Source organism: Streptomyces sp. NPDC057307, from assembly GCF_042667665.1.
Lineage (GTDB): Bacteria > Actinomycetota > Actinomycetes > Streptomycetales > Streptomycetaceae > Streptomyces.
Window position 1 is genome coordinate 1 of record NZ_JBHUZM010000242.1, and the last position, 6,214, is coordinate 6,214.

The 6,214-nt window shown below is 71.0% G+C and carries 5 protein-coding genes; 4 read left to right on the plus strand and 1 reads right to left on the minus strand.

Annotation, left to right across the window (positions count from 1 at the left end):
- Positions 1 to 119 precede the first annotated feature (119 nt).
- A complete protein-coding gene (paaK, locus tag ACFUN8_RS36705; protein ID WP_383647605.1) occupies positions 120 to 1,406 on the minus strand; it encodes a phenylacetate--CoA ligase PaaK in 1,287 nt (428 codons plus the stop codon).
- A 169-nt stretch (positions 1,407 to 1,575) separates the two neighbouring features.
- Here paaK and ACFUN8_RS36710 point away from each other — a divergent pair, with 169 nt between their 5' ends.
- The 4 genes from ACFUN8_RS36710 (at position 1,576) to ACFUN8_RS36725 (ending at position 6,095) form a co-directional block, all read left to right on the plus strand.
- Complete coding sequence (locus ACFUN8_RS36710) at positions 1,576 to 2,451, plus strand: alpha/beta fold hydrolase (RefSeq protein WP_383647608.1); 876 nt, start codon at positions 1,576 to 1,578, stop codon at positions 2,449 to 2,451.
- Positions 2,452 to 2,674: 223 nt separating this feature from the next.
- Positions 2,675 to 2,917 carry a DUF397 domain-containing protein gene (locus tag ACFUN8_RS36715; RefSeq protein WP_023543626.1) on the plus strand — a complete coding sequence of 81 codons (243 nt, stop codon included), beginning with the start codon at positions 2,675 to 2,677 and terminating at the stop codon, positions 2,915 to 2,917.
- 77 nt (positions 2,918 to 2,994) lie between these two features.
- Entirely contained in the window at positions 2,995 to 3,495 is a 501-nt protein-coding gene (locus ACFUN8_RS36720) for a hypothetical protein (protein ID WP_189105770.1), read from the plus strand.
- 194 nt (positions 3,496 to 3,689) lie between these two features.
- Positions 3,690 to 6,095 carry a glycoside hydrolase N-terminal domain-containing protein gene (locus ACFUN8_RS36725; protein ID WP_383647612.1) on the plus strand — a complete coding sequence of 802 codons (2,406 nt, stop codon included), beginning with the start codon at positions 3,690 to 3,692 and terminating at the stop codon, positions 6,093 to 6,095.
- Positions 6,096 to 6,214: the final 119 nt, after the last annotated feature.

The following is a 6,214-nucleotide window of genomic DNA, read 5'->3' on the forward strand; positions in this document are numbered from 1 at the left end:
CCGGACGGGCTTTCACAGCCCGTCCGGCGATCGCCGCGTTCCAGGGCGGGTGCGCGCGGCTCGACAGCCGTGCGGCGCCGTCATGTTCGGGTCTACGGCCCCGAAGGCCGCCGGGCCGCTCAGGGCGTCCTGAGGTCCACGATCCGCTTGATCTTGCCCACCGAACGCTCCAGCGTCTCCGGATCCACCACCTCGACCGCGACCGAGACCCCGATCCCGTCCTTCACGGCCGTCGCGATCGACCGCACGGCCTCGTCACGCTGCTCCGGCGTCGCCCCCGCCCGCGCCTCCGCCCGTACCGTCAGGGCGTCCATCCGGCCGTCCCGGGTGAGCCGCAGCTGGAAGTGCGGGGCGACCCCCGCCGTACGCAGCACGATCTCCTCGATCTGGGTCGGGAACAGGTTCACCCCGCGCAGGATCACCATGTCGTCGGTACGCCCGGTGACCTTCTCCATCCGCCGGAACACCCGCGCCGTGCCCGGCAGCAGCCGCGTCAGGTCGCGCGTGCGGTAACGGATCACCGGCATCGCCTCCTTGGTGAGGGAGGTGAAGACCAGTTCGCCCTCCTCGCCCTCCGGCAGCACCTCACCGGTGAACGGGTCGACGATCTCCGGATAGAAGTGGTCCTCCCAGATGTGCAGGCCGTCCTTCGTCTCGACACACTCCTGGGCCACGCCGGGGCCCATCACCTCGGAGAGCCCGTATATGTCCACGGCGTCGATCGCGAACCGCTCCTCGATCTCCCGCCGCATCTCCTCCGTCCACGGCTCGGCCCCGAAGATGCCGACCTTCAGTGAGGTCGCCCGGGGATCGACGCCCTGGCGCTCGAACTCGTCCAGCAGCGTCAGCATGTACGAGGGCGTCACCATGATGACCTCGGGCCGGAAGTCCGTGATCAGCTGGACCTGTCGCGCGGTCATGCCGCCGGACGCCGGGATGACGGTGCAGCCGAGGCGCTCCGCGCCGTAGTGCGCGCCCAGTCCGCCGGTGAACAGGCCGTAGCCGTACGCCACATGGACCTTGTGGCCGGGCCGGCCGCCGGCCGCGCGGATGGAGCGGGCCACCACGTCGGCCCAGTTGTCCAGATCCCCTTGGGTGTAGCCGACCACCGTGGGGCGGCCCGTGGTGCCGCTGGAGGCGTGGATGCGCCGGACGTCCTTCTGGTCGACGGCGAACATCCCGAAGGGGTAGTTGTCCCGCAGATCGGTCTTGGCGGTGAAGGGGAAGCGGGCCAGGTCGGCGAGCGAGCGGCAGTCGTCCGGCCGCAGCCCGGCGGCGTCGAACGACTCGCGGTAGAACGGCACGTTCTCGTACGCGTGCCGCAGCGTCGCCCGCAGCCGCGTGAGCTGCAGCCCTTCGAGCTCGTCCCGGCCGAGCAGTTCCCCGGCGTCCAGCTGAACCGTCATGGCTGACTCTCCGACTCTTCCGTATCGACCGGGCCGACCGATCATTCGGTTGATCCTCTTCCCGCCCAGTAATCCAGCCCTCGGCACACGCGTCAAGGCTCCGGGCCCGACCCGTACCCGGATCGGAAACCGGTTGGTCCCGTGCCCGCCCGCCTGTGAGGATCCGGCCATGCCCACGTTCAACGCGTACGACGGGACCGAACTGACCTACCACCTCAAGGGGGACGGGCCGGGGGAACCGGTCATCTGTCTGCCGGGCGGCCCGATGCGGGCCGCCTCCTACCTCGGGGATCTCGGCGGCCTCGGCGCCCACCGCCCCCTCGTCCTGCCCGATCCGCGCGGCACGGGCGATTCCGCCGCCCCGGCCGACCGCTCCACGTACCGCTGCGACCGGCTCGTGGCCGACGTCGAGGCGCTGCGCGAGCATCTCGGTCTCACGCGGATCGATCTGCTCGGGCACTCCGCGTCGGGCAATCTCGCCACCCTCTACGCCGCCGCCCACCCGCACCGGCTGCGCTCGCTCGTCCTGGTCGCCCCCGGACTGCGGGCCGCGGGCATCACCACCACCGAGGCGGACACACGCGAGGCCGTCGAACTGCGCGCGGGCGAACCCTGGTACGCGCAGGCACGGGCCGCCATGGACGAGGTCTGGTCGGGCGCCCGTGGCCTCCGCGAGGTGTGGCCGACGGTGATCCCCTTCGCGTACGGGCGGTGGGACGCGGCCGCGCGGGCGCACGCGGCCGCCGAGGCCCACGAGGTCAACCGGGAGGCGGCGGCCGGGTACTACGCGCCGGGCGCCTTCGACCCGCCCGTCACCGTCGCCGCGCTGTCCGCCGTCGACGCCCCGGTCCTGGTCGTGACGGGCGAGGTGGACACCAGCCCACGCCCCCGGCACGCGAGGGAACTGGCCGGTCTCTTCCCGGCGGGCCGGACGGTCGTACAGCCGGGGGCGGGACATCTGCCGTGGCTGGACGACCCGGGGTGGTTCACCCGTACGGTCGGCGCCTTCCTGACGCCCGGCACGCGTACGGCCCCGGCGGGCTGACCGGCCGTCCGGGCGGCCGCGGGCCGAGTTGATCCCCGCCGATCTGATCCCGGCCGGGTCGGCCTCGGCCGGGCCGATCCCCGTCGAACGCGCGTCCGGCGGCCGTCCCGGCCCCAACTGTGCCTCGCGGCAAGGGCGTTGGGGACGGCCGGTGCAGCGGCCTGTCCGGGACCGGAAACGATCGATAGTCTGGCCCCGGACGACGAACCGGGAGGAGCGGGACGTGGCTGAGAGCACCACCACCCAGCAGCCGTTGGCGGGCTGGGACAAGCCGGAGCTGGACCTGAGCAAGGCTGACTGGCGTTCCAGCAGCCAGGGCACGGGAGACGTCCAGATCGCCTTCGTCGAAGGATTCATCGCGATGCGCAACGGCGGCAAGCCGGAGAATCCCTCACTGATCTTCAGCCCCGCCGAGTGGCGGGCCTTCGTACTCAACGCCCGTGACGGGGAGTTCGACCTCACCTGACCGCGCCCCGCGTCCCACCCCCGGCGAGCCCCAGGGTCCCGCGTCGCCGGGGTCCCGCGGAGACGTACCATGGCCGCATGTCCTTCCTCCGCCGCCGCAGCGCCGCCACACCCGCGGGTCCGGACTTCGACGTCCTGGCCATGGACCCGGGTGACTGGCCCGGGAATCTGGGCGCCGGCCTGCTGCCCGCCCCCGACGGCAGCTGTCAGGGTGTCTTCCTGCGGTACGACCTGTTCGGCGGACGCGGCCCCGCGATGATCATCGGCAATCTGCCCGAGGGATCACCGGCCCGTGAGCTGGAGGACGGCCAGATCCCCTTCGAGGTCGCGCAGCTGCTGATCGCCCTGGAGAACGAGGAGCAGGTCGACGTCGTCAGTACGGAGGACGTGCCCGTGATGCAGGGCGACAACCTGCTCATCGTGCGCCGGCTGAAGCTCTCCGAAAGCCGTATCGCCTGCGTGCAGTTCGACCGCAGCGACAACGTCCTCGTCACCATCGCCAGCTGGGACCGGCCCATCACCGACGATCTCTACGCGCTCCTGAAGCCGCTGCCCGCGGAGCTTTTCCAGCAGGGCTGAGAGCCTGCCGGGGCCGAAAACCGCCCCTGATGCGATATCGGGCGAGACCCGGCAGACCGGAACCCGCCCCCGCACTTCACCGCCTCGCGGCGGGAAAACTGACTGCCGCGAGGTTTTGTCATGTGCCTTGCCAATTCAGTCATCGGACTTTTAACGTCAGCCGCATGACTCAGGGCATCACCCGCAGAACCACGATGAAGTCCGCCCTCGGCGTAACCAGTGCTCTCGCGCTGGGTGTTCCTGCTCTGGCCGGCAGAGCCGCAGCCGCCGACCCCTCCGATGAATTGACGCTTTGGTACACGAAGCCCGCCGCCGACTGGGAGCGCGAAAGCCTCCCCATCGGCAGCGGCGCGCTCGGCGCCGGCATCTACGGAACGCTCGCCACCGAGCGACTGGTCCTCAACGAGAAGACCCTGTGGACGGGCGGCCCCGGCGCGCCCGACTACGACCACGGCAACTGGACCAGCCCCCGGCCCGGTGTGCTGCGCGGGATCCAGGACCGTATCGACGCCGAGGGGTCCATGACCCCGGAGGCCGTCGCGGCCGAGCTGGGCCAGCCCAAGCACAGCTTCGGCTCCTACAACGTCTTCGGCGACCTGCTGATCGACGTCCCCGGAGCGCCCGGTGGCCCCGACTCCTCCTATCGGCGCACCCTGGACATCGCCACGGCCCTCGCCACGGTCTCGTACGCCCACCAAGGCGCCACGTACACACGGGAGTTCTTCGCCTCCCACCCCGGCAAGGTCATCGCCGGCCGGTTCACCGCCGACCAGCCGGGCAAGATCGGCTTCACCCTCCGCTACACCTCCCCCCGCAACGACTTCACGGCCACCGCGAGCGGTGACCGGCTCACCATCAAGGGCAAGCTGCAGAACAACGGGCTGCTCTTCGAGGGCCAGATCCGCGTACGTACCCAGGGCGGCAGCGTCACCGCCGGGAACGGCACCCTCACCGTCAGCGGCGCCGACAGCGCCTGGTTCGTCCTCGCCGCCGGCACCGACTACGCCGACACCTATCCCGACTACCGCACCGACGACCCCCACGGCGCGGTCACCGACGCCGTCGACCGGGCGGCCGGCCGTTCCTACGACGACCTGCGCACCGAGCATGTCAACGACTACCAGGGGCTGTTCGACCGGGTGTCGCTCGACATCGGCCAGCAGCTGCCCGATCTGCCGACCGACCAGCTCCTCACCCAGTACACGGGCGGCACGGGCGCCGCCGACAAGGCGCTGGAGGCGCTGTACTTCCAGTACGGCCGGTATCTGCTCATCGCCTCGTCGCGGACCGGCTCGCTGCCCGCCAACCTCCAGGGCGTCTGGAACAACGTCACCAACCCGCCCTGGGACGCGGACTACCACGTCAACATCAACCTCCAGATGAACTACTGGCTCGCCGAGGTCACCAACCTCGCCGAGACCACCGCGCCGTACGACAAGTACGTCGACTCGATGCGCGAACCGGGCCGCACCACCGCGCGGGAGATCTTCGAGACGGCCGGCTGGGTGGTGAACAACGAGACCAATCCGTACGGCTTCACGGGCCTGCACCAGTACCCGCAGTCGTTCTGGTTCCCGGAGGCGGGCGCCTGGCTCACCCAGCAGATGTACGACCACTACCGCTTCAACGCCTCCACGGACTATCTGCGCTCCACCGCCTACCCCGTGATGAAGGAGACCGCCGAGTTCTGGCTGGGCTTCCTGCGGGTCGACCCGCGCGACGGGAAGCTCGTCGTCACCCCCAGCTACTCGCCCGAGAACGGCGACTTCACGGCCGGCGCCGCGATGTCGCAGCAGATCGTGCACGACCTGTTCACCAACACCCTGGAGGCGGCGCAGACCCTCGGCGACGACCCCGCCTTCCGCACCCGGCTCCAGGACACCCTCGGCAAGCTCGACCCCGGCCTGCGCATCGGCTCCTGGGGCCAGCTCCAGGAGTGGAAGGAGGACCTGGACGACCCGAACAACGACCACCGGCACGTCTCGCACCTCTTCGGCCTGCACCCGGGCCGGCAGATCGAGGTCGGCACCGAGTGGGCCGAGGCCGCCAAGGTCTCCCTCACCGCGCGCGGTGACGGCGGCACGGGCTGGAGCAAGGCTTGGAAGATCAACTTCTGGGCGCGGCTGCGGGACGGCAACCACGCGCACAAGATGCTCACCGAGCAGCTCAAGAGCTCCACGCTGCCGAACCTCTGGGACACCCACCCGCCGTTCCAGATCGACGGCAACTTCGGCGCCTCCTCCGGTGTCGCCGAGATGCTGCTCCAGAGCCAGCACGGCCCGATCGAGGTCCTGCCGGCCCTGCCCGCGTCCTGGGCCGACGGCTCGGTATCCGGCCTGCGGGCACGCGGCGGAGCCACGCTCGACATCACCTGGGCCGGCGGCAGGGCGAGCCGGATCGTCCTCAGGGCGAGCCGTACCGGTGAGCTGACCCTGCGCAGCACCCTGCTGCCCGGCGGTGAGAAGACCTTCCGCGCGACCGCCGGTCAGGTCTACGAATTCCCGGAGGGCCGTGACAAGCCCGGCCACGGAAAACCGGGTCACGGAAAGCCCGGCCACGGCAGGCCGGGTCATGGCCGACCAGGTCGCGGCGGGAACTGACGGCGCGCGATCCGGCCACCGGATCAGGGGTCTCGTCCGGCAGCGGCGGCAGCCGGGCGGGGCCCCGTCGTACGCGGGCCCCGTCGGCTCCGGCGGGGCCCCGCCGGAGCCGACGGCTC